The sequence below is a fragment of the Pseudomonas sp. 3JA genome, assembly GCF_036961705.1.
Taxonomy (GTDB): Bacteria; Pseudomonadota; Gammaproteobacteria; order Pseudomonadales; family Pseudomonadaceae; genus Aquipseudomonas; species Aquipseudomonas fluorescens_Q.
The window spans coordinates 1-25,215 of the sequence record NZ_JBAMDJ010000035.1; the positions used below are offsets into that span (position 1 = coordinate 1).

The 25,215-nt window shown below is 61.2% G+C and carries 26 protein-coding genes; 10 read left to right on the plus strand and 16 right to left on the minus strand.

The window, feature by feature from the left end:
• Window positions 1-137 precede the first annotated feature (137 nt).
• Both mprF and V7773_RS23205 read left to right on the plus strand, forming a co-directional pair.
• Entirely contained in the window at window positions 138-2,780 is a 2,643-nt protein-coding gene (mprF, locus tag V7773_RS23200) for a bifunctional lysylphosphatidylglycerol flippase/synthetase MprF (RefSeq protein WP_092223208.1), read from the plus strand.
• Window positions 2,780-4,069 carry a virulence factor family protein gene (locus V7773_RS23205; protein WP_336075383.1) on the plus strand — a complete coding sequence of 430 codons (1,290 nt, stop codon included), beginning with the start codon at window positions 2,780-2,782 and terminating at the stop codon, window positions 4,067-4,069. The genes mprF and V7773_RS23205 overlap by 1 nt, the downstream gene beginning before the upstream one ends.
• 360 nt (window positions 4,070-4,429) lie before the next feature.
• Here V7773_RS23205 and V7773_RS23210 read toward each other — a convergent pair whose 3' ends face one another.
• The gene (locus V7773_RS23210) at window positions 4,430-6,271 is read right to left on the minus strand and encodes a potassium transporter Kup (RefSeq protein WP_442963499.1); all 1,842 of its coding nucleotides are present in this window, start codon (window positions 6,269-6,271) and stop codon (window positions 4,430-4,432) included.
• A 333-nt stretch (window positions 6,272-6,604) separates the two neighbouring features.
• Here V7773_RS23210 and rimO point away from each other — a divergent pair, with 333 nt between their 5' ends.
• From rimO to tsaA, 5 genes are all read left to right on the plus strand, one after another.
• Window positions 6,605-7,945 carry a 30S ribosomal protein S12 methylthiotransferase RimO gene (rimO, locus tag V7773_RS23215; protein WP_336075388.1) on the plus strand — a complete coding sequence of 447 codons (1,341 nt, stop codon included), beginning with the start codon at window positions 6,605-6,607 and terminating at the stop codon, window positions 7,943-7,945.
• A 262-nt stretch (window positions 7,946-8,207) separates the two neighbouring features.
• Complete coding sequence (locus V7773_RS23220; RefSeq protein WP_063322705.1) at window positions 8,208-8,681, plus strand: GNAT family N-acetyltransferase; 474 nt, start codon at window positions 8,208-8,210, stop codon at window positions 8,679-8,681.
• 83 nt (window positions 8,682-8,764) lie between these two features.
• A complete protein-coding gene (locus V7773_RS23225) occupies window positions 8,765-9,475 on the plus strand; it encodes an rRNA pseudouridine synthase (RefSeq protein WP_063322706.1) in 711 nt (236 codons plus the stop codon).
• 57 nt (window positions 9,476-9,532) lie between these two features.
• Window positions 9,533-9,994, plus strand: a complete 462-nt coding sequence (locus tag V7773_RS23230; protein WP_063322707.1) for a DUF1456 family protein — start codon at window positions 9,533-9,535, stop codon at window positions 9,992-9,994.
• A 206-nt stretch (window positions 9,995-10,200) separates the two neighbouring features.
• Window positions 10,201-10,899 carry a tRNA (N6-threonylcarbamoyladenosine(37)-N6)-methyltransferase TrmO gene (gene tsaA, locus V7773_RS23235; RefSeq protein WP_092144137.1) on the plus strand — a complete coding sequence of 233 codons (699 nt, stop codon included), beginning with the start codon at window positions 10,201-10,203 and terminating at the stop codon, window positions 10,897-10,899.
• A gap of 109 nt (window positions 10,900-11,008) precedes the next feature.
• Here the strand turns inward: tsaA and fpr are convergent, their stop codons facing one another.
• Window positions 11,009-11,788, minus strand: coding sequence for a ferredoxin-NADP reductase (gene fpr / locus V7773_RS23240; protein WP_003184787.1), 780 nt, complete (start codon window positions 11,786-11,788; stop codon window positions 11,009-11,011).
• A 121-nt stretch (window positions 11,789-11,909) separates the two neighbouring features.
• On the opposite strand from fpr, the gene V7773_RS23245 reads away from it, so the two are divergent.
• Complete coding sequence (locus V7773_RS23245; RefSeq protein ID WP_063322709.1) at window positions 11,910-12,836, plus strand: LysR family transcriptional regulator; 927 nt, start codon at window positions 11,910-11,912, stop codon at window positions 12,834-12,836.
• 4 nt (window positions 12,837-12,840) lie between these two features.
• On the opposite strand, the gene V7773_RS23250 is transcribed toward V7773_RS23245, so the two are convergent.
• The 3 genes from V7773_RS23250 to V7773_RS23260 all read right to left on the minus strand — a co-directional run bounded on the left by V7773_RS23250 (window position 12,841) and on the right by V7773_RS23260 (window position 14,889).
• A complete protein-coding gene (locus V7773_RS23250; protein ID WP_053118952.1) occupies window positions 12,841-13,203 on the minus strand; it encodes a diacylglycerol kinase in 363 nt (120 codons plus the stop codon).
• 72 nt (window positions 13,204-13,275) lie between these two features.
• Entirely contained in the window at window positions 13,276-13,929 is a 654-nt protein-coding gene (gene erdR / locus V7773_RS23255; RefSeq protein ID WP_003198362.1) for a response regulator transcription factor ErdR, read from the minus strand.
• Window positions 13,930-14,142: 213 nt separating this feature from the next.
• Window positions 14,143-14,889, minus strand: coding sequence for a tRNA-uridine aminocarboxypropyltransferase (locus V7773_RS23260; RefSeq protein ID WP_336075460.1), 747 nt, complete (start codon window positions 14,887-14,889; stop codon window positions 14,143-14,145).
• A 184-nt stretch (window positions 14,890-15,073) separates the two neighbouring features.
• On the opposite strand from V7773_RS23260, the gene V7773_RS23265 reads away from it, so the two are divergent.
• On the plus strand, window positions 15,074-15,496 hold the full coding sequence (locus tag V7773_RS23265) for a quorum-sensing-regulated virulence factor family protein (protein WP_003198359.1): 423 nt from the start codon (window positions 15,074-15,076) through the stop codon (window positions 15,494-15,496).
• On the opposite strand, the gene V7773_RS23270 is transcribed toward V7773_RS23265, so the two are convergent.
• Entirely contained in the window at window positions 15,497-15,691 is a 195-nt protein-coding gene (locus tag V7773_RS23270) for a hypothetical protein (RefSeq protein ID WP_336075398.1), read from the minus strand. It abuts the gene before it with no gap.
• Window positions 15,692-16,157: 466 nt separating this feature from the next.
• On the opposite strand from V7773_RS23270, the gene V7773_RS23275 reads away from it, so the two are divergent.
• A complete protein-coding gene (locus tag V7773_RS23275) occupies window positions 16,158-17,276 on the plus strand; it encodes a TIGR00730 family Rossman fold protein (protein WP_336075399.1) in 1,119 nt (372 codons plus the stop codon).
• 46 nt (window positions 17,277-17,322) lie between these two features.
• Here the strand turns inward: V7773_RS23275 and recX are convergent, their stop codons facing one another.
• The 10 genes from recX to V7773_RS23325 form a co-directional block, all read right to left on the minus strand.
• Entirely contained in the window at window positions 17,323-17,790 is a 468-nt protein-coding gene (gene recX, locus V7773_RS23280) for a recombination regulator RecX (protein WP_003198353.1), read from the minus strand.
• 8 nt (window positions 17,791-17,798) lie between these two features.
• Window positions 17,799-18,851, minus strand: a complete 1,053-nt coding sequence (recA, locus tag V7773_RS23285) for a recombinase RecA (protein ID WP_003198351.1) — start codon at window positions 18,849-18,851, stop codon at window positions 17,799-17,801.
• 83 nt (window positions 18,852-18,934) lie between these two features.
• Window positions 18,935-19,435, minus strand: coding sequence for a CinA family protein (locus tag V7773_RS23290; RefSeq protein ID WP_336075400.1), 501 nt, complete (start codon window positions 19,433-19,435; stop codon window positions 18,935-18,937).
• 71 nt (window positions 19,436-19,506) lie between these two features.
• Window positions 19,507-20,043 (minus strand): lysis system i-spanin subunit Rz, encoded by a 537-nt coding sequence (locus V7773_RS23295; RefSeq protein ID WP_336075401.1) that lies wholly within the window; start codon window positions 20,041-20,043, stop codon window positions 19,507-19,509.
• A complete protein-coding gene (locus tag V7773_RS23300) occupies window positions 20,025-20,588 on the minus strand; it encodes a glycoside hydrolase family 19 protein (protein ID WP_336075402.1) in 564 nt (187 codons plus the stop codon). Before V7773_RS23300 ends, V7773_RS23295 begins: the two co-directional genes overlap by 19 nt.
• 148 nt (window positions 20,589-20,736) lie before the next feature.
• A complete protein-coding gene (locus V7773_RS23305; RefSeq protein WP_336075405.1) occupies window positions 20,737-21,753 on the minus strand; it encodes a contractile injection system protein, VgrG/Pvc8 family in 1,017 nt (338 codons plus the stop codon).
• A 9-nt stretch (window positions 21,754-21,762) separates the two neighbouring features.
• Window positions 21,763-21,975, minus strand: coding sequence for a tail protein X (locus V7773_RS23310; protein ID WP_063322730.1), 213 nt, complete (start codon window positions 21,973-21,975; stop codon window positions 21,763-21,765).
• Window positions 21,968-22,351, minus strand: coding sequence for a phage tail protein (locus V7773_RS23315; RefSeq protein ID WP_336075407.1), 384 nt, complete (start codon window positions 22,349-22,351; stop codon window positions 21,968-21,970). Before V7773_RS23315 ends, V7773_RS23310 begins: the two co-directional genes overlap by 8 nt.
• Window positions 22,351-24,414: a phage tail tape measure protein gene (locus V7773_RS23320; protein WP_336075409.1), complete on the minus strand. Its 2,064-nt coding sequence runs from the start codon at window positions 24,412-24,414 to the stop codon at window positions 22,351-22,353. Before V7773_RS23320 ends, V7773_RS23315 begins: the two co-directional genes overlap by 1 nt.
• 128 nt (window positions 24,415-24,542) lie before the next feature.
• Complete coding sequence (locus V7773_RS23325; RefSeq protein ID WP_092223224.1) at window positions 24,543-25,109, minus strand: phage tail assembly protein; 567 nt, start codon at window positions 25,107-25,109, stop codon at window positions 24,543-24,545.
• Between the last annotated feature and the right edge of the window lie 106 nt (window positions 25,110-25,215).

Consider the following 25,215-nt stretch of genomic DNA (forward strand, 5'->3'; position numbering starts at 1 on the left):
GCTCGAAAGAGTGGCCTTTTTTGTGCCTGGCAGAAAAAGCTCTACATTACAAATATTTTGTAATTATTTTCCTTCGCGGGGATTGGTAACTTGGCTGGATACCCCCATCCTGTCGCGCATAGCTCAAGAGGTGATTGATGCGCGCCCACTCGTCTGACCCGCAAGACCCTGTTACTGCAACACAACCGATCAAAGCCGAACGATTGCGCTGGCTGGATCGGATCAGTCAATACCGTCAGCCTATTGGTCTCGCGGTCACGTTGCTACTGTTTGCGATTGCCTTGATTGCCTGTCGCCACTTGCTGAGCGAGCTCGATCTTTACGCCCTGCACGATTCAATTCTGGAAGTGCCACGACCGGCCCTGCTGGGCGCGATCGCCGCCACGGTAGCCGGCTTCATCATTCTTTTGGGCTACGAATGGTCCGCCAGCCGTTATGCCGGGGTGACACTGCCGCCACAAACCATGGTCCTGGGTGGGTTCACCGCGTTCGCCATCGGCAATGCCATTGGCCTGTCACTGCTGTCGGGCGGCTCTGTTCGCTACCGTCTGTACGCGCGTCATGGCCTGGGGGCCTCGGATGTCGCCCACATGACGCTGTTCGCCAGCCTGTCCCTGGGCTGCGCGTTGCCGCCGTTGGCGGCCCTGGCGACGCTCAGCAACCTGCCCGCCGCGTCCGCCGCGCTGCACCTGCCTGCGACTTTGCTGGGGGCCATTTCCGTGGCGGTGCTGCTGCTCACCAGCGTGTTGGCCATCGGCATTTACCGCAGACGCCTGCCGGAACAGCCTCATCGTGACAGCCTGCTGGTAAAAGCCGGGCGCCGCACACTGCGCCTGCCGGGCCGACGCCTGACCTTCCTGCAACTGGTGATCACCGCGCTGGATGTCGCCGCCGCCGCCACCGTGTTGTATCTGTTGCTGCCCGAAGCGCCGCCGTTTGGCGCCTTCCTGCTGGTGTACCTGCTGGCGTTGGCTGCCGGGGTGCTCAGCCATGTACCGGGCGGTGTCGGCGTGTTCGAAGCGATCCTGCTGGCCGCGTTCGCCGACAAACTCGGGGCCGCGCCACTGGCCGCCGCGCTGTTGCTGTATCGCTTGATCTATGTGCTGTTGCCGATGCTGGTGGCCTGCGTACTGTTGCTGATCAACGAAGCGCAACGGCTGTTCCAGACGCGCCAGAGCCTGCGGGCGGCATCGGGTTTCGCTGCGCCGATCCTGGCGGTGCTGGTGTTTCTTTCGGGCGTGGTGCTGCTGTTTTCCGGGGTGACACCGGAAATCGACACCCGCCTGGAGCACATCGGCTTCCTGATCCCTCATCGACTGGTCGACGCTTCGCACTTCGGCGCCAGCCTGGTGGGCGTGTTGTGCCTGTTGCTCGCCCAAGGCTTGCGCCGTCGCCTGTCAGCCGCCTGGATGCTGACCACGGTCTTGCTCCTGGTGGGCGCCCTGCTCTCGCTGCTCAAGGGCTTCGACTGGGAAGAAGCCACGTTACTGACCCTGACGGCCGCCCTGCTGGCGGTGTTCCGGCGTTCCTTTTATCGTCCCAGCCGCCTGACTGAACTGCCCTTTTCCCCACTGTTCCTGATCGCCAGTATCTGCGTGCTGGGCGCGTCGATCTGGCTGCTGCTGTTTGCTTACCAGGATGTGCCCTACAGCCATCAACTCTGGTGGCAGTTCACGCTTGATGCCGACGCCCCTCGCGGCCTGCGCTCCCTGCTGGGGGCCGCGGTGTTGCTGGTGGTGGTGTCCCTGACCTGGTTGCTGCGCACCGCACGACCGGTGATCCATTTGCCGACGACAGAAGAACTGGAGCGGGCCAAGACGATTCTCATGACGTCTTCGCAACCCGACGGTGGACTGGCCCTGACCGGCGACAAGGCGTTGCTGTTTCACCCCAACGACGAAGCGTTCCTGATGTATGCCCGCCGTGGTCGCAGCCTGGTGGCGTTGTACGATCCGATCGGTCCTACCCAGCAACGGGCTGAAATGATCTGGCAGTTCCGCGACCTGTGTGACATCCACCACGCCCGCCCCGTGTTCTATCAGGTACGTGCCGAGAACCTGCCGTACTACATGGACATCGGCCTGACAGCCATCAAGCTGGGCGAGGAAGCACGGGTCGACCTCAAGCGTTTCGATCTCGAAGCCAAGGGCAAAGAGATGAAGGATTTGCGCTACACCTGGAACCGCGGCACCCGTGACGGCCTGTCGCTGGAGATCCACGAACCGGGCCTGGCGCCGATGGATGAGCTCAAGGTCATTTCCGATGCCTGGCTGACCGGCAAGAACGTGCGTGAGAAAGGTTTCTCCCTGGGCCGTTTCAGTGATGACTACCTCAAGCATTTCCGCATCGCCGTGATTCGTTTCGAGGGCCGGCCGGTGGCGTTCGCCAACCTGCTGGAAACCCACAGCCACGAACTGGCCAGCCTCGACCTGATGCGCGCCCACCCCGAGGCCCCGAAACTGACCATGGAGTTCATGATGGTCGGTCTCATCCAGCATTATAAAAATCATGACTACGCCCGCTTCAGCCTCGGCATGGTCCCGCTGTCAGGCCTGCAACCGCGTCGCGGCGCACCATTGACCCAACGCCTGGGTTCGATGGTGTTCCGCCGTGGCGAGCAGCTCTATAACTTCCAGGGGCTGCGCCGCTTCAAAGACAAATTCCAGCCTGACTGGGAACCTCGCTACATGGCCGTGCCCGCCGGACTCGATCCGCTGGTGGCGCTGGCTGATACCGCCGCCCTGATTGCAGGCGGCCTGACTGGATTGGTGAAACGCTGATGATGCAACGCTCCTGGCGATACGTAGTGGCCGCCCTGCTGGTGCTGGCGGTGATTCTCGGTGGTGGTTACTGGTACTGGAACCGCCCGGCCCCGCAACCGACCCTGGAACAACTGGCGCCCACCGATGGCGTCGCGATGACTCGGGTCATCCCCGGCACCAAGCCGCGCGCCCAGGTGCTGGTGGCGGTCAATGAAGACCAGAAGCTCAGCGACACGCAGTTGACGACCCTCAGCCGCAGCGGCTCGGCGCAGATCGTTCAGGTGATCCTGCCCAAGGACTGCCTGTTGCAAGGTCGCGCCCTGCAGATGGGTCTGCGGCAGCTCCAAGGGTCAGCCACGCTGGTCAGCGGCATCGGCCCTGGCGCTGTGCTGGCCTGGCGCTGGCTGGCCGAGCAGAAGGATGACAAGGCCAAGGCCGTGTCGGTGGACCTGGCCCTGGAAAAACCCGGCTGCACACACTTGCTGCCCAAAAGCGCAGCCCACGGCCACTGGCTGGTGGCCTGGAACGATAACCCCGACGACACCAGCGCCGGCTTCGTACGCGATCAGTCGAATGCCGAGACCAGCATCAGCGACTACGACATCAATCTGCCGCAAGTCCTGAACAACGAACTGCGCAAGATCCTGGTCGACACCGACAAGGCCAAGGGCGGCCTGAGCATCCCGGTGGTGGAAGTCCCAGCCAGCCAGACGCGGGATACCGTGACCCTGTTTCTCTCCGGAGACGGCGGCTGGCGTGATCTGGACCGCGACGTGGCCGATGAAATGGCCAAGATTGGCTACCCAGTGGTCGGCATCGACACCCTGCGCTACTACTGGCAGCACAAGAGCCCGGAGCAAAGCGCGGCGGATCTGACCGAACTGATGCAGCACTACCGTCAGGTCTGGGGCACCAAGCGCTTCATCCTGACCGGCTACTCCTTCGGTGCCGACGTGTTGCCAGCCATCTACAATCGCCTGCCAGCCACCGAACAACAGCGGGTCGATGCGATCATCCTGCTGGCTTTCGCCCGCACCGGCAGCTTCGAGATCGAAGTCGAAGGCTGGCTCGGCAACGCCGGCACCGAAGCCGCCACCGGCCCGGAAATGGCCAAGCTGCCAGCCGAGAAAGTGGTGTGCATCTACGGCGGTGAAGAAGCCGACGAAAGCGGCTGCACCGACAAGACTGCCGTGGGTGAAGCCATCAAGCTGCCCGGCGGCCATCACTTCGACGAAAACTACCCGGCCCTGGCCAAGCGCTTGATCGATGAGATCAACGAGCGGCAGAACAAGGTCGCCGAACAGTAAGTCGACACACGCCTGACAAAAAGCCCCGGCAGCCTCAAGGTTGCCGGGGCTTTTTTGTGCTCGACTGCCCCACCTCTATGGGAGCTATTACCGTTCATTCAAGAAAAATGATGGACCCGTGGCGAGGGAGCTTGCTCCCGCTCGACTGCGAAGCAGTCGCAAACCGGCGGGTGCGGTGTGCCTGACTCCCCGCATTTGGCAGGTTTTGGGGCCGCTTCGCGGCCCAGCGGGAGCAAGCTCCCTCGCCACGGGCTTGTCGATTGCCTTAAGTGAACAGCATTACCTTGGCATCAGCTTTTGTGTCGCCTACAAAAAAGCCCCCGCCGCCGCAAGGCAACGAGGGCTTTTGTTTTCCTGATGCTACATCTCCACCTGCGTCCCCAGTTCAATCACCCGGTTCAACGGCAGATTGAAGAAACGAAGGTTGCCGTTGGCATTTTTCAGCATGAAAGCGAACAGTATCTCGCGCCAGCGGGCCATGCCCTCAAGCTTGGAGGCGATAACGGTCTCGCGACTGAGGAAATAGGTGGTGCGCATCGGGCTGAAGTCCAGATCATCGAGATGACAGAGCTTGAGCGCCTGCGGAACGTCCGGCTCGTCGGTAAAGCCAAAGTGCAGGATCACCCGGAAGAACCCTTCGCCGTAGGCATCGACCTCAAAGCGCCGTTGCGGCGGTACCCGGGGAATGTCTTCGTACACCACCGTCAGCAGCACCACTTGCTCATGCAGCACCTGGTTGTGCAATAGATTGTGCAACAGGGCGTGAGGCACAGCGTCCGAACGCGCGGTCAGGAACACGGCGGTGCCCTGGACACGGTGCGGCGGCTGCACGCGGATGCTGCTGATGAAGATCGGCAGCGGCAGCGCCCCTTCATCCAGGCGCTCCACCAGCAATTGTTTGCCGCGCTTCCACGTGGTCATCAGCACGAACAAGGCAATACCGGCGATGACCGGGAACGCACCGCCCTGGATGATTTTCGGCACGTTGGCGGCGAAGTACAGGCCGTCCACCAAAAGGAAACCGAGGAGCAACGGAACAGCCAGCAGCGGCGGCCACTTCCACAACAGCAGTATCACGGCGGACACCAGGATCGTGGTCATCAGCATGGTACCGGTCACCGCCACGCCATAGGCCGAAGCCAACGCGCCGGAAGATTCGAACCCCAGCACCAGCAGTACCACGCCGACCATCAGCGACCAGTTCACCGCACCGATATAGATCTGGCCCTGCTCGGCGCTGGAGGTGTGCTGGATGTACATGCGCGGGATGTAACCGAGCTGGATCGCCTGGCGCGTCAGGGAGAACGCACCGGAAATCACCGCTTGCGAGGCAATCACCGTGGCCAGGGTCGACAGGCCCACCAACGGGAGCAGCGCCCAGCTCGGCGCCAGCAGATAAAACGGGTTGCGCGCCGCTTCCGGGTCGCCCAGCAACAACGCGCCCTGGCCGAAGTAATTAAGCACCAGCGCCGGCAACACCAGGATGAACCAGGCGCGGGCAATCGGTTTGCGGCCGAAGTGCCCCATGTCGGCGTACAGCGCCTCGGCGCCGGTCAGCGCCAGCACCACGGCACCGAGGATCGCCACGCCCATGCCCGGGTGGACGATAAAAAAACGTACGGCCCAGACCGGGTTCACCGCCTGCAACACTTCCGGATGTTGAGCGATGCCGTACACGCCCAGGGCGCCGAGCACCAGGAACCAGGTCACCATGATCGGGCCAAACAGGGTGCCGATCCGTGCAGTGCCGTGGCGCTGGATCAGGAACAGCCCCACCAGCACCACCAGCGACAAGGGCACCACCCAGTGATCGATGCCTTCGAACGCCAGGCCAAGGCCTTCAATGGCCGAGAGCACGGAGATCGCTGGCGTGATCATGCTGTCGCCGTAGAACAGCGCCGCGCCGATCAGGCCGCAGACCACCAGCAATTTGCGCAACCTCGCCCGTCCCGCCGCTGCCCGCCGCGCCAGGGCGGTAAGCGCCATGATCCCGCCCTCGCCCTGGTTGTCGGCACGCAGCACGAACATCATGTACTTGATCGACACGACCCAGATCAGCGACCAGAAAATCAGCGAGAGAATCCCCAGTACACCATCATGATTGACAGGTACGCCGTAGGCACCGGAAAACACTTCCTTGAGGGTGTACAACGGGCTCGTGCCGATGTCGCCATAAACCACTCCGACCGCCGCGACCAGCATGCTCAGCGGTTTCGCTGCCGAATGCTCGGCACTTGCCGCCTGACTACTTGCATGACCCATCCAACACTCCTGATTCCAGACCTGGCTTCTTGAACGAAGCACTATGCTTTGTTGAGGCAGCATGCGTTGTTTTACGTATTGTTACAGACGTTTTGTTGACTGTAGCAATCGTCAGAACGCAAAGGCGCGAAGCATAGCGCAGCACTCGTCGCATTTCCCGGTATAAAGCTGGTCAAGCAGCCCGGCCACAGATAGAATTGCGCACTTTTTGATCAGAGGCGCGCCAGGCGCCCTGTCTCGGCAAGAGACGATCCCCCTACACCGAGGTTAGACATGTCCACCACTACCGCGCCCGCCAATCCGAAGGTTGGCTTCGTATCCCTGGGTTGCCCGAAGGCTCTGGTCGACTCCGAGCGCATCCTGACCCAGTTGCGCATGGAAGGCTATGACGTTGTGTCCACCTATCAGGACGCTGACGTGGTGGTGGTCAACACCTGCGGCTTCATCGACTCGGCCAAGGCCGAGTCCCTGGAAGTGATCGGCGAAGCCATCAAGGAAAACGGCAAGGTTATCGTCACCGGCTGCATGGGCGTGGAAGAAGGCAACATCCGCAACGTGCACCCGAGCGTGTTGTCCGTGACCGGTCCGCAGCAGTACGAGCAGGTGGTCAACGCCGTGCACGACGTCGTGCCGCCACGCCAGGACCATAACCCGCTGATCGACCTGGTGCCGCCGCAAGGCATCAAGCTGACCCCGCGCCACTACGCCTACCTGAAGATTTCCGAAGGCTGCAACCACAGCTGCAGCTTCTGCATCATCCCGTCGATGCGCGGCAAGCTGGTGAGCCGCCCGGTGGGCGATGTGCTTGACGAGGCCCAGCGCCTGGTCAAGGCCGGCGTCAAGGAACTGCTGGTGATCTCCCAGGACACCAGTGCCTACGGCGTCGACGTGAAATACCGCACCGGCTTCTGGAACGGCGCGCCGGTGAAAACCCGCATGACCGAACTGTGCGAAGCCCTCAGCACCCTCGACGTCTGGGTTCGCCTGCATTACGTCTATCCATACCCGCACGTCGACGAACTGATCCCGCTGATGGCCGCCGGCAAGATCCTGCCGTACCTGGACATCCCGTTCCAGCACGCCAGCCCGAAAGTCCTCAAGGCCATGAAGCGCCCGGCGTTCGAAGACAAGACCCTGGCCCGCATCAAGAACTGGCGCGAAATCTGCCCGGACCTGATCATCCGCTCGACCTTCATCGTCGGCTTCCCCGGTGAAACCGAAGAAGACTTCCAGTACCTGCTGGATTGGCTGACCGAAGCCCAGCTCGACCGCGTCGGCTGCTTCCAGTATTCCCCTGTCGAAGGCGCACCGGCCAACGACCTGGACCTGGACGTGGTGCCGGACGACGTCAAGCAGGACCGGTGGGAACGCTTCATGGCGCACCAGCAGGCCATCAGCTCGGCGCGCCTGCAAATGCGCATCGGCCGTGAAATCGAAGTGCTGGTGGATGAAGTGGACGAGCAAGGCGCCGTGGGCCGCTGCTTCTTCGACGCCCCGGAAATCGACGGCAACGTCTTCATCGACAATGGCAGCAACCTCAAGCCGGGCGACAAAGTCTGGTGCAAGGTGACTGATGCCGACGAGTACGATTTGTGGGCTGAGCAGATCGGTTGATCCAGGCTTCTTGGGCTCAAGCCGAGCCGGCTTTTGTGGCGAGGGAGCTTGCTCCCGCTCGATTGCGCAGCAATCGCAAAAAACCGGGGGCCGCTGCGCTGCCCAGCGGGAGCAAGCTCCCTCGCCACAGGTTCTGTGCCTCCAGCCATTGCTCGGCCACCTCGAAAAAACTGAAAAGCCCTGCCTTGCGACAAGATGCGGGGCTTTTTTACGGCTATCGTATGGAGAAACACCGAACATCCAGCACAAGGAACAGGCGGGCATGCGTCAGCATTCGGTCATCCACACACCGAAACCGAGCGACTACCAGGAACTGACCCAGGTGTGGGAGGCATCGGTACGAGCCACCCACGACTTCCTGCCGGACAGCTACATCGAGCTGCTGAAAAACCTGGTGCTCACCCGTTACCTGGATGCGGTGATGCTCATTTGCACCCGGGACTCGCGCCAGCGGATCACCGGTTTCGCCGGCGTCGCGGCCGGCAAGATCGAGATGCTCTTCATCGACCCGCAGCACCGTGGCCAGGGCCTGGGCAAGCAACTGCTGCACTACGCCATGGAACAGCTGAACGCCGATCAACTGGACGTCAACGAGCAGAACCCGCAAGCCCTGGGCTTTTACCTCAAGCAAGGCTTCGAAGTGGTCGGGCGCTCGGCGAAAGATGGCATGAACCAACCCTACCCGCTGCTGCACATGCGCTACAAGCAGCCCGACCTGAAGGCTGGACGCGGCTAAAAACGGCATGAGGCAAATGGACCCGCGATTAACCGGCGCCAGGCAGGTACAATGCCCACCCTCTTTTTGTTACGGCCCCCGTCATGACTGACCCGATTCGTCTCTCCAAACGCCTCATCGAACTCGTCGGCTGTTCCCGTCGGGAGGCTGAGTTGTTCATCGAGGGCGGCTGGGTCACCGTGGATGGCGAAGTGATCGATGAACCGCAGTTCAAGGTCACCACCCAGAAGGTCGAACTCGACCCCGAGGCCAAGGCCACCGCGCCGGAGCCGGTGACGCTCCTGCTGAACGTCCCGGCGGGCATGGATGTAGACACCGCAATGGCCTCCCTTGGACCGCAGACCCTGAGCGAAGAACATCGCTTCGGCAAACGCCCACTCAAGGGCCATTTCCTGCGCCTGAGCGCCAGCGCCGATCTGCAGGCCAACGCCAGCGGGCTGCTGGTCTTCACCCAGGACTGGAAGATATTGCGCAAGCTCACCGCCGACGCCGCCAAGATCGAGCAGGAATACGTGGTGGAAGTCGAAGGCGAGATGGTCGCCCATGGCCTCAATCGCCTGAACCATGGCTTGACCTACAAGGGCAAGGAACTGCCGGCGGTCAAGGCCAGCTGGCAGAACGAGAACCGCCTGCGCTTTGCCATGAAAAACCCGCAGCCCGGCGTGATCGCCCTGTTTTGCCAGGCGGTCGGGCTCAAGGTCGTCGCCATTCGCCGCATTCGCATCGGCGGCGTGTCCATCGGCAAGGTGCCGCTGGGCCAGTGGCGCTACCTGTCTGCCAAAGAGAAATTCTAATTTTCCGGCGCCGCACCGAACCGGGGCGCCCACTGCCGATCGATCAGGACTGCACACATGATTCACAACGACGTACTGCGCAGCGTGCGCTACATGCTCGACATCAGCGACAAGAAAGTCATCGAGATCATCAAGCTGGGCGGCCTGGAAGTCTCCCTGGCCGACCTGGCGGGCTACCTCAAGAAAGACGAGGAAGAAGGCTTCGTGTTCTGCCCTGACGAGGTCATGGCGCATTTTCTCGATGGCCTGGTGATCTTCAAGCGCGGCAAGGACGAAAGCCGCCCGCCGCAGCCGATCGAAGTGCCGGTGACCAACAACATCATTCTCAAGAAACTGCGAGTGGCGTTCGAGCTGAAGGAGGACGACATGCACGCCATCCTCAAGGCCGCCGAGTTCCCGGTGTCCAAGCCGGAACTGAGCGCGCTGTTCCGCAAGTTCGGCCACACCAACTATCGCCCGTGTGGCGACCAGTTGCTGCGCAATTTCCTCAAGGGCCTGACGCTGCGCGTGCGCGGCTGACGCTGAAGGATTGCTGAATCCTGGGGGCTTTTGTGGCGAGGGAGCTTGCTCCCGCTGGACGCGCAGCGTCCCCTCGCGGTGTGTCAGACAACACCAGGGGGGCCGCTTCGCAGCCCAGCGGGAGCAAGCTCCCTCGCCACAGAGGACCGTGTCGATTTCAGCTCTCGCGTTATCATGCCCTCTCCATCTCGCCTCGATTTCAACCCATGACCTACAGCGTCTCCCCCATCGGCTTCGTCCGCTCCTGTTTCAAGGAGAAGTTCGCCATTCCCCGCCAACCGCAACTGGCCCCCGCCGCGCGCGGAGTGCTGGAGCTGGTGGCGCCGTTCGATCAAGGCGAGGCGGTGCAGGGGTTGGAGCAGGTCAGCCATGTCTGGCTGCTGTTCCTGTTCCACCAGGCCCTGGAAGACAAGCCGCGATTGAAAGTGCGGCCGCCGCGCCTGGGTGGCAATAAGTCCATGGGCGTGTTCGCCACCCGCGCCACCCACCGTCCCAATGGCATCGGCCAATCGGTGGTGAAGCTGGAGCGGGTCGAAGCCGGGCGTCTGTGGATCTCGGGCATCGACCTGCTGGACGGCACGCCGGTGCTGGACATCAAGCCCTACGTGCCTTACGCCGACATCATAGGCGCGGCGTCCAACAACATCGCCAGTGCAGCACCTGAGCTCATCCCCGTGCAATGGGCGGACACAGCCCTGCTACAAGCCCAGGATCACGCCACGCGCCTGGCAGAGCCCTTGGTGGCGCTGATCGAACAATGTCTGGCCCAAGACCCACGCCCGGCATACCAGGTTCCTACAGCGGAACGGGAATATGGTGCGCAGTTCTGGGATGTGGACGTTCGCTGGCATTACCCGCAGCCGGGGTTGATCCGGGTGTTGGAAGTGATTCCAGCTAAGCAGTGATCGCCAGGAACGAAAAAGCCCGCGCGGCCTTATTCAGGCGGCGCGGGCTTTTTTTTGTGGACAACTGTTGGACCGGGTCACGGTCATCAGCCACTCCACAGACTGCAGCTTACTTCTCTACAAACGCCCGCTCGATCAGGTAATCACCCGGCTCGCGCATACGCGGCGAAACGGTCAGGCCGAAGCTGTTAAGCACTTCGCTGGTCTCGTCGAGCATGCTCGGGCTGCCGCACAACATGGCGCGGTCGTCCTGCGGGTTGATCGGTGGCAGGCCGATGTCGCGGAACAGCTTGCCGCTGCGCATCAGGTCGGTCAGGCGGCCTTCGTTCTCGAACGGCTCGCGCGTCACGGTCGGGTAGTAGATCAGCTTGTCACGCAGCGCTTCGCCGAAGAACTCGTTCTGCGGCAGGTGTTCGGTGATGAACTCGCGGTAAGCGACTTCATTGACGTAACGCACGCCGTGGCACAGGATCACTTTTTCGAAACGCTCATAGGTTTCCGGATCCTGGATGACGCTCATGAACGGCGCCAGGCCAGTACCGGTGCTGAGCAGGTACAAATGCTTGCCAGGCTTGAGATCGTCCAGCACAAGGGTGCCGGTGGGTTTCTTGCTGATGATGATCTCGTCACCTTCCTTCAGGTGCTGCAACTGGGAGGTCAGCGGACCATCAGGCACCTTGATGCTGAAGAATTCGAGATGCTCTTCCCAGTTCGGGCTGGCAATCGAGTAAGCGCGCATAAGCGGGCGGCCATTGGGCTGTTGCAGGCCGATCATCACGAACTGACCGTTCTCGAAGCGCAGACCCGGATCGCGGGTGCACTTGAAGCTGAACAGAGTGTCGTTCCAGTGATGAACACTGAGGACACGCTCGTGGTTCATGTTGCTCATGTACGGGGACTCCTGGGAATAATGCCTGCGCCGATAATCTGCGCAATTGCATCGCATTCTAATGGCGGCGACAATATCTGTTAAATGGATTATTAAGATAAGGGTTATCGGTTATATCGATATGCGATTTACTCTCCGTCAACTTCAAGTCTTCGTCGCCGTGGCCCAGCAGGAAAGCGTGTCTCGCGCTGCGGGCCAACTCAATCTGTCGCAGTCGGCGGCCAGCACCTCCATCACCGAACTGGAGCGGCAATCGAGCTGCCAATTGTTCGACCGTGCCGGCAAGCGCCTGAGCCTCAATGCCCTGGGCAAACAACTGCTGCCCCAGGCAGTGGCGCTGCTGGACCAGGCCAAGGAAATCGAAGACCTGCTCAACGGCAAGTCCGGTTTCGGCTCACTGGCGGTCGGCGCGACACTGACCATCGGCAATTACCTGGCGACCTTGTTGATCGGCGGTTTCATGCAGCGCCATCCAGAAAGCCAAGTGAAGCTGCACGTGCAGAACACTGCCAATATCGTGCACCAGGTTGCTCACTATGAAATTGATCTGGGTCTAATCGAAGGTGACTGCAGCCATCCGGACATTGAGGTGCAGAGCTGGGTCGAGGACGAACTGGTGGTGTTCTGCGCCCCTCAACACCCGCTGGCCAAGCGCGGCCAGGCGACGATGGAGGAACTGACCCATGAGGCGTGGATTCTACGGGAACAGGGTTCCGGCACACGCCTGACCTTCGACCAGGCCATGCGTCATCACCGTAGCGCGCTGAATATCCGCCTGGAGCTGGAACACACCGAAGCCATCAAGCGCGCCGTGGAATCCGGCCTGGGCATTGGCTGCATCTCACGCCTGGCCCTGCGCGACGCCTTCCGCCGAGGCAGCCTTGTCGCAGTGGAAACCCCGGACATGGACCTGGCGCGGCAGTTTTATTTCATCTGGCATAAACAGAAGTACCAGACCTCGGCCATGCGCGAATTCCTCGAGCTGTGCCGGGCCTTCACCGCCGGGGCCCAGCGCAGCGACGAAATCGTGCTGCCGACCATTGCCTGAGCCGTTACAGCAGGATCAGGCCCCACACCAACGCGATCATCGTCAGGGCGACGAACTGGGCCGCGCTGCCCATGTCCTTGGCGTTTTTCGACAACGGGTGCAGCTCCAGGGAGATGCGGTCGATGGCCGCCTCCACCGCCGAGTTGAGCAATTCCACGATCAATGCCAACAGGCACACGGCAATCAGCAGCGCCTGCTCGACACGACTGACGTTCAGGAAGAATGACAACGGAATCAACACGACATTGAGCAACACCAACTGACGGAAAGCCGCTTCACCGACAAAAGCTGCACGCAGCCCGTCCAAGGAATAGCCGGAGGCGTTGAGGATGCGTTTCAGGCCGGTCTGGCCTTTAAAAGGTGACATAGAGTGGGCAACTGATCGAAAAGGAGTGGAGAAGCTAATTCAAACCCGGTCAAAAAAGCGTGAACCGGAACACTAAGCCTGCGGTGAAATTGACTCAAGTTGTTGCAGCAGCAAGGCCGCCTGGGTCCGGGTGCGCACGTTCAGTTTACGAAAGATCGCCGTGACGTGAGCCTTGATGGTGGCCTCCGAAACGTTCAGTTCGTAGGCAATCTGTTTGTTCAGCAAGCCTTCGCAGACCATGGTCAACACCCGGAACTGCTGCGGCGTGAGACTGGCCAGCCCCTCGCTGGCGGCCTTGGCTTCCTCGGACACGCTCACCGCCTCGAACGCCTGGGGCGGCCAACAGACATCGCCGTCCAGGACCGCCTTCACGGCCTTCTGAATCATCTCAAGGGAACTGGACTTGGGTATGAATCCGCTGGCGCCGAACTCCCGGGCCTTGACCATCACCGAGGCTTCTTCCTGGGCCGAGACCATGACCACGGGGATCTGCGGGTATTGGCCCCGCAACAGCACCAGCCCTGAAAAACCATAGGCACCGGGCATGTTCAGGTCTAGCAGCACCAGGTCCCAATCGGCCTTCGCCGTCAACTGGACCTCCAGTTCCGCGATACTGGCCACCTCCGTCAACCGGACAGCCGGACCGAGGCCCAGGGTCACAGCCTGATGCAATGCGCTGCGAAAGAGCGGATGGTCATCGGCAATCAGGATTTCGTATGTGGCCATTTTTCAGATGATCCTGTTTTTAATGGCAGGCCCGATGCATTCGCGCCTCGCCAAGACAACTCAAGACACCGCCATGCAGCGGCATCCACAGGGGCACATTCAGCGCCAAACACGGCGTTTCAAACATTGGCGGCGCCCCGGTCGGCGCCAAGCATGCCCAGCGAAGCCGGGGTGGTCAAGCAGCTCGGCCATCACAGTGTCAAGTATGCGCCACTATTGGTCCAATACTGCTTGCGGCGTACGGATAAAGGGTTGCAACTCGGCGTGGGCCGGGGTCGAGACGTTCACCTCCTGCTGGCCCTTGGCGCCCAGGTAATGCTGGCTGAACACATCGAAATAGGCGTCCAGGGCCGAAGCGGCAGCGCTGTCCCCCGCCAGCTCCAGACACAATGCCGCCACTTCGGCGGTGCACAGGTGCTCGCTGCGGGTCGAACGGCGCAGGCGGTAACGCGACAGTCTGTCAGGCAGCAGGCTCAGGATCGGCAGTCGGTCGAAATACGGGCTTTTACGAAAAATCTTCCGCGCCTCGGTCCAGGTCGCATCCAGCAGAATGAACAGCGGGCGCTTGGAATGATCAAGATCAACCGTATGGGTAACCCGTGATGGCTCGACGTATTCGCCCGGAAACACCAGGTACGGTTGCCATTGCGGATCGTTCAGCAGCGCCAGCAGTTGCTCGTCGACGTCGGTGCGCGACCAGATGAACGCGTGATTGTCGCGCACGACGTCGGCAATCAGCCAACCGGTGTTGCTCGGTTTGAACACTTCCTTGTTGGTCATGATCAGGCAAACCCCGGAGCGGGTCTCGACACTCGGACGCCAGGCGCACAGGCAATGGCTCTGGATCACTCGGCAGGCGCCGCAACGGGGCGCACGCCAGCCACGGGCCTGGATCGGCCTGATTCCTTCATCGATGCGCTGGTCGCGCAGGCGGGCTACGGCGTTAGGGGCGTGATTCATCATGGGCAACGCCGGCAGAAAGGAAAACTCGACACGAACAACACTCGGCAGGGCAATAAAGGCCGGCAGTCTACCAGAGCGCACGAGCCTGTACCGTCCACCCTGGTGCCCCTATAATTCCCGGCCACTGAACGCACAGTCATGTGATCGGTCGAACCACCAGTCACTGAACCAGGAGAGTTTCATGCTGCGCCTTATCGTCCCTACCGTTGCCGTTCTGCTGGCGACGTCCTTCAGCGCTCAGGCTGCTTCGCTGAAAGAACTCGAACTGAACAAGATGCTGCAGAACGTCGCCAAGGAAAGTAGCGTCGGAACGCCGCGGGCAATCAACGAAGACATTCTCGACCAGGGTTATACCGTCGAAGGCACCGAGCTGATCAACCATCTCAGTGTGCAAAGCAGTCACGCCCAGAAAATGCGCGCAGACCCCAAGGCTGTGTATTTCCAGTTGGGCTCTACGGTGTGCACCAATCCAGGTTTCCGCAAGTTGATGGCCAAGGGCGCAACCATGCGCTACGAGTTCACCGAGGTTAAGACCAACCGCCCGGTCGCGACCGAGCGCTTCCAGGAATCGGATTGCCCGAAACCGGCCAAGACGAAGAAGTAGTCAACCTGAATTTGCGCGCCGCTGCTCATCGTCGGCGCGCAACTCCGCCACCAGCGCCTGCAAGTAACGCGAGCGCCATGCTCGCCCTCCCAGCCGACGACAGCATTCGTCCTCAAGACTCACCCGATTGGCCTGTGCCGACTCCAACAACATCAAGTACAACTGCCTGTCGAGCTCCAGAGTGACCCTGGTCATTTCTCCCGCCTCCCTGCCCCGATTCGCTGCAATCCATCACGTGGCACCCAACCCTGGGCGTCAAATTGCATTGGCACGCTTGTTATCAGTAAATCAGAGCGACACGCACCCGGCCGGCAATCTGACGAGCGGTGCAATCGTTCACGGCATGTATCAGCGGTTGCCAACGGTCACTTTTGCGCGCCATGATCAGGGCAGCAAAGATCGGCATGACGGTCTAGATTCAAAGTATCCATAGTATTTTCATCGGGCAGAAAGAGGCTGCCTGGCCAACACCTTGGTGTGTGATTGTTTTTTATCAAAGGGAAAAGCAGAACCCGCTGGATGGCTTGGTCGCCTTGCTGCAGACCGCGTCAAGCCAGGTCACCCTCCAGGCCGATGCTTGGGCTGACAACGACACACGGAGTGTCGTGGCCTCGATGAATCTCTCGTCCGGGCCGGGGTCCTGTTAAGAAGGAGAAGCTGAATGCCTTACAAACCGAATGACCTGCTCAGTCGTCATTTTGAGAACCATGGCCACGACCTCACCCGCAAGGTCGAAGAGCAACTCAACCTGGTCTCCCCCAACAGCCCCAACCTCCCCATTTACCGAGACATGATCCTGACCGTGCTGCGCATGGCCCAGGAAGATCACAACCGCTGGAATGCCAAGATCACACTACAAGCCCTGAGGGAACTGGAACACGCCTTCCGTACCCTCGAGCAGTTCAAGGGCCGACGCAAGGTCACGGTCTTCGGCTCGGCCCGAACACCCATCGAACATCCGCTGTATGGCCTGGCCCGAGAGCTGGGGGCGGCGCTGGCCCGCTCGGACATGATGGTCATCACCGGCGCCGGCGGTGGCATCATGGCCGCCGCCCATGAAGGCGCAGGGCGCGACCACAGCCTGGGATTCAACATCACCCTGCCTTTCGAGCAACACGCAAACCCGACCGTCGAGGGCACGCCGAACCTGCTGCCGTTCCACTTCTTCTTCACCCGTAAACTGTTTTTTGTCAAAGAGGCCGACGCACTGGTGCTCTGCCCCGGCGGTTTCGGCACGCTTGATGAAGCGCTGGAAGTCCTGACGCTGGTACAGACAGGCAAGAGCCCTTTGGTACCGGTGGTCCTGCTGGATGTTCCAGGGGGCAAGTTCTGGCAAGGAGCCCTGAACTTTATCCGCGAGCAACTGGAGGAAAACCGCTACATCCTGCCCACCGACATGAAGCTGATGCGCCTGGTGTACAACGCCGAAGAGGCCGTGGAAGAAATCAACCAGTTCTACCGCAACTTTCACTCCAGCCGCTGGCTCAAGCATCAGTTCGTGATCCGCATGAATCACAAGCTAAACGAACAGGCGTTGCAGCAGATGCAGGGAGAATTCGCCGATTTGTGCCTCAACGACTGTTTTCATCAACATGACTACAGCGGTGAAGAGCACGACGAAGCCCAGTTCAGTCATCTGACCCGACTGGCGTTTGCCTTCAACGCCCGGGATCACGGTCGCTTGAGGGAACTGGTGGATTACATCAACCTGCCGGAAAACTGGGCCCAGCCCGCCTCAAAACCCCACCCCCTCACCTGGGAGCCGATCAAGGTAACCTGAGCCCATAAAAAAACGGCCTGCTATCGAAATAGCAGGCCGTTTTTGTTTAATCATCCATACCGCGACCGCTGAACAAGCGGTTGATCATTTCCATGGAGTAACCTCGATACGCCAGGAAACGCCCTTGTTTGGCTCGTTCCCGTGCATCGATGGGTAAATGTCCTGAGAACTTGCGGCGCCAGGTGTCCGTCAGTTGCTCCTGCCAATCGATACCGCTTTCGCGCAAGGCAAGTTCGATATCCGGGCGTTGCAAACCACGCTGGCCCAGTTCCTCACGAATTCGCAAAGGACCATAACCGGAGCGAGCGCGATAAGAGACAAAGCTTTCCAGGTAACGGGACTCCGACAGCAAGCCCTCTTCGGTCAAACGGTCGAGGGCTGTGTCGATCAACTCATCGGGAGCGCCGCGCTGACGCAGCTTACGCGTCAGCTCGACTCGACCATGCTCGCGCCTGGCGAGCAGGTCCATCGCGGTTCGTCGCACCGCGACGAGGGTATCGAGTACGACGGTCATCGATTCGATCAGATGTCAGCGTCTGCCAGGTCGTCAGCGGTCTCGCGATTAGCCACGGACTTGACGTCTGCCACCGGGCTCAACAGCTTGTCACGCAGTTGCTTCTCGAGAGCAGCGGCGACTTCCGGGTTATCCGCCAGGAACTTGGCCGAGTTGGCCTTGCCCTGACCGATCTTGGTGCCGTTGTAGGCATACCAGGCGCCCGACTTCTCGACGAAACCGTGCAGCACACCCAGGTCGATCATCTCGCCATTGAGGTAGATGCCCTTGCCGTAAAGAATCTGGAACTCGGCCTGACGGAACGGCGAAGCCACCTTGTTCTTCACGACCTTGACGCGGGTTTCGCTGCCGACCACCTCGTCACCTTCCTTCACCGCGCCAGTACGGCGGATATCGAGGCGAACCGAGGCGTAGAACTTCAGCGCGTTACCACCGGTGGTGGTTTCCGGACTGCCGAACATCACGCCGATCTTCATACGGATCTGGTTGATGAAGATCACCAGGCAGTTGGCGTTCTTGATGTTACCGGTGATCTTGCGCAGGGCCTGGGACATCAGGCGAGCCTGGAGGCCCACGTGCATGTCGCCCATTTCACCTTCGATTTCAGCTTTGGGTACCAGTGCCGCCACGGAGTCGACGATGATCACGTCAACCGCGTTGGAACGCACCAGCATGTCGGTGATTTCCAGGGCCTGTTCGCCGGTATCCGGCTGGGAAACCAGCAGGTCGTCGACGTTGACACCCAGTTTGCCGGCGTATTCCGGGTCCAGGGCGTGTTCGGCGTCGACGAAGGCGCAGGTCGCGCCGGCTTTCTGGGCCTGGGCGATCACGGACAGCGTCAGTGTGGTTTTACCGGAAGACTCAGGACCGTAGATTTCAACGATTCGGCCTTTTGGCAGGCCGCCGATGCCAAGCGCGATGTCCAGGCCCAGGGAGCCGGTGGAGATGGAAGGAATAGCCTGACGGTCCTGATCGCCCATACGCATTACGGCACCCTTGCCGAATTGACGTTCGATCTGACCCAAGGCCGCAGCCAAGGCTTTCTTCTTGTTGTCGTCCATTAAAGTCCTCACGTAATCAATAAGGCCTGACGGCCAACACCTGTATAAGTAGCCAGTATTATTCCACAGCGATTGAGGATCGCCTACCCCTGATTTGAGATTTCTACAGCGGCATGTTGCAGCAGCCCCTCTAGCGCGGCCTTCACCGTTTGTCGGCGGACCTCGTCGCGGTTGCCTGCAAAGAATCGCTGCTCGCTGATCACCGCTTCGCCAACGCCCCAGGCCAGCCACACCGTGCCCACCGGCTTGTTCGGCGAACCACCATCCGGCCCTGCTACACCGCTGACCGCCACGGCAAAACGCGCCAGGCTTTTATGCTGGGCGCCTCGCGCCATGGCCTCGACCACCTCGCGGCTGACCGCCCCTACCGTGCCGAACAACTCGGCCGGTACGCCCAACTGCTGGGTCTTCTGGCGATTGGAATAGGTGACGAAACCGGCCTCGAACCAGGCCGAACTCCCGGGAATCCGGGTAATCGCCTCGGCAATCCCGCCGCCCGTGCAGGACTCAGCCGTGGTGACGTGGGCATTGAGCAACTGCAGGCGCCTGCCCAGCTCAGCGGCCAGTTCGGTGATGTCGTCCATGGTGCTCTCCTGATTCCACACAATTGAGGCCTACCGTACACGAGCAATGGAAGCTTGCAAGGCTTGGCGGATTACCGATCCAGCGCTCTGATATAGGCCTGACAGGCCTGCAAGGCAATCAATCCGCGATCACCGGCGTCGGTGATGGCGATAATTCGTTGAGCATGCGCCGGGTCAAGTCGGGCGCGTGGGGCGCCATGATCCAGGCCGCCGGCGCCGGTGGCGGCAGGCACTGCACAACCGGCGGCAACATCGTTGGCGTCGAGGAGGACTGACAGCCGGACATCGGCAGTAGCAAGGCGATCGCGCAGGCGATCCTGGTCACGTTGGGCATCGCTCAAGGCTCGGTAATGGGTTTGTTCGCTGGCGGACAGCTGCTGCTCAAGGGCTAGACGTTTGTCTTGCTCGGTCTTTTGCCGCGTTGCGGCCGCTTGGGTTATCTGATTCAACATCGCGGCCTGGGCTTGGGCCAACTGCGCCAACTGCTGGCCATAACGCCAATCCTGGATTCGCCACGCCAGCATCGCCGGGCCACCCGCCAACAATGCCAGTAAAACGACGATACCCAGGGTACGAGCAGAGAAAGGCATCAGGCCAAAGGCTGGCATAACACCGCCCTCGCCCGCGCCCAGAGTTGCAGGCGATCCTCCAAGCCGTTCAAACCGCCATTGATGCGTCGGGTGATGCTGTTGAACTGATCACGATCGGCCAGCTCGTTCAAGCCGCTCTGCTCCCAGAACCAAGCGGCGGATTCGGATGCCCATTGCGGCTGCTCAAGAAGCTCAGGCAGCGTCAGCAGCCGTTCATCACCGAACAAGCCAAGACTACAACGACGATAATTGTCACGGCCGGTAATCTGGATCAGACCTCGGCCGCGATACTTCTGGCCGTCACCGTCCGCCACCGGCGTATTGCCCAGGCGAGCGGCCAACGCGCCGGTGTCGTATTTGCTTAGATAGGCTTCGCTGCCCAGCTCGCGCACATACCGTAGCTGCCCCGACTCGTGGCCGATTTGCGCCAGGAACGCAGCGATGCGTTTAGGCGTGGCGATACGGTGACGGGACATGGCGATGTTAAGGGCTGAAACAAAAACGCCCGCTTGGGAGCGGGCGTTGGGCATGATGTTGATAAGTTGTGCTTGGGTGACGTCCATAGACCGTCCCTCGAAAAAACATTACTGAAGTTGCGTTGCCAGCCAGGGCGGCGCGACGATGCCCGGCCGCGGGGAACCACTCATCCTACGGCCACGCTCCCAGGGCATGTTGAGAGAAAGTGCAGTCACCAGCCCCACAGGAATGGCGTCAAGCCTTGGCATCCAGGCAGGTCGCATCAATCAGGCAGCGATAGCTTTTTTCCCGGTCGCCACTGGCGGTGACCTTGTCGATCGACCAGCGACCGCGCATGAAATCCGGCCAGGTGGCGTCCAGCAGTACGATACCCTCGGCGGACAGCCCCGGGTTGCCAGGGCACTCGATCGCCACCTTGAGGGCTTCGCGCATCATCCTGCGCACCTCGCCTTCACCGGCAGCGCGGGCGTCATCTGCGCTCTGGAAGCGCTGGCGCAGGGTCTTGAACGGCGCGAGGCCGCTCTCCTCGACCTGCAGCTTGCCGGCCGTCGCGTCCCACCAACGGGTCTTGCAGCCTTGGTATTTCGCCCGGGCGGTTTCATCCAGCTTGGCCGAAATAAAAGCCTGGTCGCCAGGACGATTGTTGGTCGTCACCGACAGTTTTATCTCGGGCAGGACCTTGCCCGACAACGACTTCGCCTGGCCGCGCCGAGCCAGCACATACAGCTCGTTGATCGGCTTGGCGACGGCGTCATAACGATGGGCCAGGCGCGTCAGGAACCCCATGTCGGTTTCGTTGGACTGGTCGATGTGCTCGATCTTGATCAGCGCCAGGTCTGGCGCCACTCGGGGAGAAAAACCGTGCCTGGACGCCAGTTGACGAAACAGCGCGCCCAGGGTCGTCGGTCCATGGCTGACGGATCGGCGCTGCTTGAACCCGGTCTGGTCCGCCGCGCTGAACGGCGCGGCCATGGCCACCAAGGTCAGGCGCAACGGGAACAGCGTCGGCGTGCGCCGGGTGATGACGAACTCGCCCTTGTCCACCAGCCCCGACTCCAGGTAGCCGACCCGCAAACCGATTTTCCCGCCCAGGCTGGGCAACCCTTCCAGCCCGTCCAGGCTGATAGTGAGGGTCAATTGATCCGACTCGATTCCTGCCGCGTCGACGTGTGTCCAACTGAGCAATCGTGCGTTGAGCAGCGCGGCGTTCGCGCCGTACACTTCCACCGCAGGCGTGAAACCCAATGACATGTTGCCTCCTTAATCCCAGGCCGAAACCGGTGGGGTTGCCACGGGCTTGAGGTCCACTTCCGGCAAGACCACCCATACGCCCGCCGGCAATACAGGCCCCCATTCAGCCAGCCCCGGATTGAGCCGCCAGAGCGCCTCTTCGACGATGTCGTCACAGCGCTCAAGCTCGCGGTACAGCAACAGATTCACCGAATCACCGGCGATACTTCGAACCCTACGCATTGGCGAACTCCGTCAATTCAACCACCCAGCCGACCACCATCGCCGTGCCGTCATCAATGATCTCGGTCTGGGTTTCCGTCACCTTGTTGATCTGCCACAGGCCCCAATTGCGACCGACGCCATCGACCAACGGCACGGGGACTCGCTGCGCCTGCAAGGCACGCAACTCATCGAGGCGATCCATGGCGGTGGCGTACATCGACTTGCCGGTGATCGTCAGCCCTTGCAGGCCTTGGCCGACCTGGCTGGACTTGGGTTTGCTGGTGAGGATGTCGATGCTCTTCCAGCCACCGTCCGAGGTGCGTACCAGGCTGTGGTACGCAAAGTTTCTCGACAAACCGAAAATGAAACTGCCGAGTGCCATTTGCTGACGCATCACGTACCTCCGTCGGTCAGGGCCGCGTCACTGCGCATGGCGAGTGAGTTGGGCATGGTCGTCAAGCCGAATTGGCCCGAGAGCTGCTGCACGACCAGGTTGGCCAACTGACTCGCGCTGGCCTGGTCCTGGCCGTTGATGTAGATGTTTGCGGTCATGGTGTTCTGCGCGATGGTGGCCTGGGCATTGCTCAGATCCTTGGCGGCTTGATCCGGAGGGGGGAGTTTGTCGGCGGGCGCGGCGAGTTTGTCACCCAGCCAGGCACCCGACTCTCCGCCAATCCAGCTCCCCGCCAGTCCGCCTGCGACCGCACCGAGCGCACCACCAATAGCCGCGCCAAGCGGACCGAAAAAAGCGCCGACAGTAGCTCCGCCGGTAACGCCTGCCGACGCTCCCGCCCAGCCGCCGCCAGCACTGCCCAGGCCAGCCCCGACCTGGCGGGGGTCGCCGTCCATGGCCCCGCCCACCACCTCGGGGACCGCGCTTAACGCGAACATGCCGGGGATCCAGCGGGTAAACGAGCGCAACGAGGCCATCATGCCTCCCGAGGAAAGTGCGGAGCTCCCCACAGCCTGCGCATCCGTAACGCTCGCAGTCCCCAAGACTCGTTTGGCCGCTTGGCTGCCCACCTCATCCCCGAGGGCTTTGAGCAGCATGCCCACCAGCGGTTTGATCGCGGCGGCAACCAGCACAACGGCAGCGGTGGCTTTAGGTGAGGATTCGGCCAACTCGCTCATACCATCCGCCACCGAACCCAGCGCTTGAAGCGAGATTTCCTCGACGGGCGCCAGGGCATTGCCCGTGGTCACCGATAGCCGCTCGGCACGCGCACTCAAGACGTTCAACTGACCTTGCCGAGTGTTCGACAGCGCCAACGCGTCCTGCCTCACGGAGCCCCCATTCCCCAACTGCGATGTGGCGTACTGGGCTGGGTCTTTCACCTGTCCGAAGGCTTCATTCACATCGGCCAGTTTCTGCGCCATGCGCAGCACCGCTTCATCACCGGAGCTAAACAACGTGGAGGCCAGCGCCGAACGCTTCTCGGCAGGTTGCGCGCTCAAAGCCGCAAGCACCGACATCACTGTGCCAGGCGCGGTGTCCTTGTCGCGCAAGCCGCTCGCCACCGCGTTCGGTTCCAGCCCCAACTGCTTCCAGGCCGCTTGCTCAGTGGCGGAGGCTTGATCGCCCTTGCCCATGGCAGTCGTGAAGCTATTGAGCGCTACGCTGGCTTCAGTTTGTTGCGAACCGGTATTGAGCAATGCCGCTGTCAACGCAGCGGCTTGCGCAGGGGCCAGGCCCGCCACCGTCGCGGCCGCACCGTCACGCTGCAACACTGTGCCGATCTCACTCGCTTTCGCACCACCGGGAATCTTGCTCAGGTGGTTGGTAGCGTCCGCCAGATCAAACGCTTTCTCTGCGCTGAGCTTCATGGAGGTGCGCCAGCCAAGCAGCATCTCGGCGGCTTCCATGGCTGGCATTTTGAACGTCGATGCTGTAACACCCGCATCACTGGCGAAACGCAACAGCGCCAATTGCCGGTCCGAGGCATTGGGCAAATCGCTGCCGACTCCTGCCCTGGCCGCCAGGCTTTGCATCCTCACCACCTCAACCGCCGTGGTCCCGCCGGCCGCCACCAACGGCGCACTGGCGATACGCTGGGTTGGCTCCGCCATTTCTGCAATCTGGCGAGGCGTGAAGTGGCCGGCCTGCTTCAGATCGGCCATGGCCGAGTCCATCGCTATCGCGGGTTTGAGCAGCGCCGGTGGTTCGATACCGCCACCCGACTTACCCTTTGGCTCATTGGCCGACTCACCCTTGGTGCCAGCGCCCATCGTTTGGGAAAACAATCGTTGCGCCGATAGCTTCACGGTCAGCGACTCGATCGCCGTGGTCAGCAACCCGAGTTTGAGCCCAAGTTTCTCCAGCGCCAGGTCGAGGCCCGACAGCTGATCCCTCGCGAACGTGCCTGGTGCTGACACACCGTTCGTAGGGCTGGTATTACCGAACGCCAACCCACTCTCATTGAAGGCTGCGTATTTGAGCGAATATCTATCGTCCGCCATCCCGCTCTACTCCTGTTTCACGCCAAGGCGAGTGATCGCAATGTCGTAGCGGCGCAAGGCCTTGCCGGCGTCCCACTCCAGGATTTCCGCCTCACTTACCGAGTAAATGAGCGGCACCACATCGAGGATCACTTCGATGTCGCGCTCCGAAAGAAGTCCGCCGGTTTGTTTAAAAAATCGTCGATGCGCACCTGCAGTTGCGTCCAGTCGGGCACGGTCAGCCGGTCCAGATCGGGAATCATCAGGCCGGTGCAGTGGGCGGTGATGAACTCGGCGCGCTCCTTGGCCGTCTTCAGTTTTTTCATCGCCTTGGTCGCACGCAGCACCGGCATTTCCAGGGTCAGCGACGTCAGGCTGCGACCCGCGACGTCGAGCGGTTGCAGCAGTTGCACCTGGTCGGGATCGCCCTGTGGCTCATCCAGAAAGTGCGACGCCGGGCGCGTCGACATGTCGTGCACGTACTGGGCAATGCTCACGTAGTCCGGGCGCTTGAGCTGGTCGAGTTCCTTGACCGACAGCCCGGTGGCCAGTTTGGCCAGTTCGAAGAACTGATCGTCTTCATCATCGCCGGCGCGGGCCAGGGCGTCTTTTTGCGCGGCGTAGTACAGCGGTTTGAGGGGGAGCTGCTCGATCTGCGCATCGTCGTCACCGATGATCGGCGACAGCAAGACGTGAACGGGAGGTGTCCAGGGCATGGAATCAGTTCCTTGGTAAATCAGAGGACAACCTGTGGGAGCGAGCTCGCTCGCGATGACGTCGGATCAGTCAGCATCGATGTTGGCTGACACACCGCTATCGCGA

Coding starts and splice junctions, on each gene's coding strand:
- V7773_RS23210 (WP_442963499.1), bottom strand. CDS start 6,271: ATGCTGGTCGCGGCGGTCGGAGTGGTTTATGGCGACATCGGCACGAGC.
- V7773_RS23275 (WP_336075399.1), top strand. CDS start 16,158: ATGCCTTACAAACCGAATGACCTGCTCAGTCGTCATTTTGAGAACCAT.
- V7773_RS23260 (WP_336075460.1), bottom strand. CDS start 14,889: ATGAATCACGCCCCTAACGCCGTAGCCCGCCTGCGCGACCAGCGCATC.
- V7773_RS23270 (WP_336075398.1), bottom strand. CDS start 15,691: ATGACCAGGGTCACTCTGGAGCTCGACAGGCAGTTGTACTTGATGTTG.
- V7773_RS23320 (WP_336075409.1), bottom strand. CDS start 24,414: ATGGCGGACGATAGATATTCGCTCAAATACGCAGCCTTCAATGAGAGT.
- recX (WP_003198353.1), bottom strand. CDS start 17,790: ATGACCGTCGTACTCGATACCCTCGTCGCGGTGCGACGAACCGCGATG.
- V7773_RS23230 (WP_063322707.1), top strand. CDS start 9,533: ATGATTCACAACGACGTACTGCGCAGCGTGCGCTACATGCTCGACATC.
- V7773_RS23205 (WP_336075383.1), top strand. CDS start 2,780: ATGATGCAACGCTCCTGGCGATACGTAGTGGCCGCCCTGCTGGTGCTG.
- V7773_RS23225 (WP_063322706.1), top strand. CDS start 8,765: ATGACTGACCCGATTCGTCTCTCCAAACGCCTCATCGAACTCGTCGGC.
- recA (WP_003198351.1), bottom strand. CDS start 18,851: ATGGACGACAACAAGAAGAAAGCCTTGGCTGCGGCCTTGGGTCAGATC.
- fpr (WP_003184787.1), bottom strand. CDS start 11,788: ATGAGCAACATGAACCACGAGCGTGTCCTCAGTGTTCATCACTGGAAC.
- V7773_RS23300 (WP_336075402.1), bottom strand. CDS start 20,588: ATGGACGTCACCCAAGCACAACTTATCAACATCATGCCCAACGCCCGC.
- V7773_RS23310 (WP_063322730.1), bottom strand. CDS start 21,975: ATGCGTAGGGTTCGAAGTATCGCCGGTGATTCGGTGAATCTGTTGCTG.
- V7773_RS23305 (WP_336075405.1), bottom strand. CDS start 21,753: ATGTCATTGGGTTTCACGCCTGCGGTGGAAGTGTACGGCGCGAACGCC.
- V7773_RS23315 (WP_336075407.1), bottom strand. CDS start 22,351: ATGCGTCAGCAAATGGCACTCGGCAGTTTCATTTTCGGTTTGTCGAGA.
- V7773_RS23220 (WP_063322705.1), top strand. CDS start 8,208: ATGCGTCAGCATTCGGTCATCCACACACCGAAACCGAGCGACTACCAG.
- V7773_RS23290 (WP_336075400.1), bottom strand. CDS start 19,435: ATGGACGACATCACCGAACTGGCCGCTGAGCTGGGCAGGCGCCTGCAG.
- tsaA (WP_092144137.1), top strand. CDS start 10,201: ATGACCTACAGCGTCTCCCCCATCGGCTTCGTCCGCTCCTGTTTCAAG.
- mprF (WP_092223208.1), top strand. CDS start 138: ATGCGCGCCCACTCGTCTGACCCGCAAGACCCTGTTACTGCAACACAA.
- V7773_RS23265 (WP_003198359.1), top strand. CDS start 15,074: ATGCTGCGCCTTATCGTCCCTACCGTTGCCGTTCTGCTGGCGACGTCC.
- V7773_RS23325 (WP_092223224.1), bottom strand. CDS start 25,109: ATGCCCTGGACACCTCCCGTTCACGTCTTGCTGTCGCCGATCATCGGT.
- V7773_RS23295 (WP_336075401.1), bottom strand. CDS start 20,043: ATGCCAGCCTTTGGCCTGATGCCTTTCTCTGCTCGTACCCTGGGTATC.
- rimO (WP_336075388.1), top strand. CDS start 6,605: ATGTCCACCACTACCGCGCCCGCCAATCCGAAGGTTGGCTTCGTATCC.
- V7773_RS23245 (WP_063322709.1), top strand. CDS start 11,910: ATGCGATTTACTCTCCGTCAACTTCAAGTCTTCGTCGCCGTGGCCCAG.
- V7773_RS23250 (WP_053118952.1), bottom strand. CDS start 13,203: ATGTCACCTTTTAAAGGCCAGACCGGCCTGAAACGCATCCTCAACGCC.
- erdR (WP_003198362.1), bottom strand. CDS start 13,929: ATGGCCACATACGAAATCCTGATTGCCGATGACCATCCGCTCTTTCGC.